2 protein-coding genes are annotated in these 982 nt (G+C 32.0%); one reads left to right on the top strand and one right to left on the bottom strand.

Annotated elements, in window-relative coordinates:
* Positions 1 to 206, bottom strand: a 206-nt coding sequence (locus tag ACFIKR_RS09430; protein ID WP_375612683.1) for a hypothetical protein, incomplete at its 3' end; no start/stop codon positions are given.
* A 120-nt stretch (positions 207 to 326) separates the two neighbouring features.
* Between ACFIKR_RS09430 and ACFIKR_RS09425 the strand changes: the two genes are divergently transcribed.
* A complete protein-coding gene (locus tag ACFIKR_RS09425) occupies positions 327 to 656 on the top strand; it encodes a helix-turn-helix transcriptional regulator (protein ID WP_208439714.1) in 330 nt (109 codons plus the stop codon).
* The last annotated feature ends 326 nt before the right edge of the window (positions 657 to 982 follow it).

Genomic DNA, 982 nt, shown 5'->3' with positions numbered 1-982 from the left:
TCTTGCATTAATCTCTGCAAGCGCTCGGGATAAAAAAAATCTTCTGGACGCAAATCTATCCCATGATCACGTGCGTAATCTAAAATTTTTTGCTGGTGTTTTGCTGGCATGTCACGCCATCTATAAACAGATGACACATCTCTTTGCACTATGGTTGCTACAGTTTTGAAACCACCTAAATATTTTATAATTAATCTCGAAGGCATATGTAATCTCCATAACAGCGCAATAAATAATTGCGTTTTATGCACAAGTCAACGAAATTATGCTTTTTTATCATTTTTGCACATTTGCATAAAAATATATTTTCAAGGATTATACGAACCATGGAACAAGATATTCAGTCCAAACTTAAGCTATGGATTAAAGAGCGTCTTAACGAACGAGGCCACGGCGCACAAACATTATTAGCATCACATTTAGAACTGCACCCATCAGCAGTGAATCGCATGCTTAATACCTATCAAAATGGTAAAACGCGAGATATAACCATAGATGAACTAGTAAAGATTTCTGAATTTTTTAACGAACCTCCCCCCAGTTTTTACAAAGAAGTAGACTTAGATTTTATGAAAATATGTGCATCACTTGATCCAGTTGACAAAGAAGCGGTGCTTGATTTTCTTGAATTATTAAAAAAATTAAAAACAAAATAAGTAATAATTAACTGCTCTTTTTCATTGAATAATGAAAAAACAGATTCTATTTTTTTATCTATATCGCTCATAAACATCTCCCAAATTGTGGATAGTGCATAATTTAATTATATATTTTAAGATTTATTTTTGCGTTTTATGCAAAATTTTAATTGACTTGTGCATAAAATACAATTATCACTGCACCATACCCCGAAAAAAAAAACCTATGTCAAGGCGTTTTTTTCAAAATGTATTTAAATATTTTGATATGGAGGCATTTGTGACAAAACCAGTGTTTATAAAATCTGATGAAATTCTCTTAGTGATGTGCGAAAATGAAGAGC

This window comes from Bartonella sp. MR30HLJHH (assembly GCF_042194195.1).
GTDB classification, from domain to species: Bacteria; Pseudomonadota; Alphaproteobacteria; order Rhizobiales; family Rhizobiaceae; genus Bartonella; species Bartonella grahamii.
The sequence above is the reverse complement of the archived record's forward strand: the minus strand, read 5'-3'. Positions and strand labels throughout refer to the sequence as shown.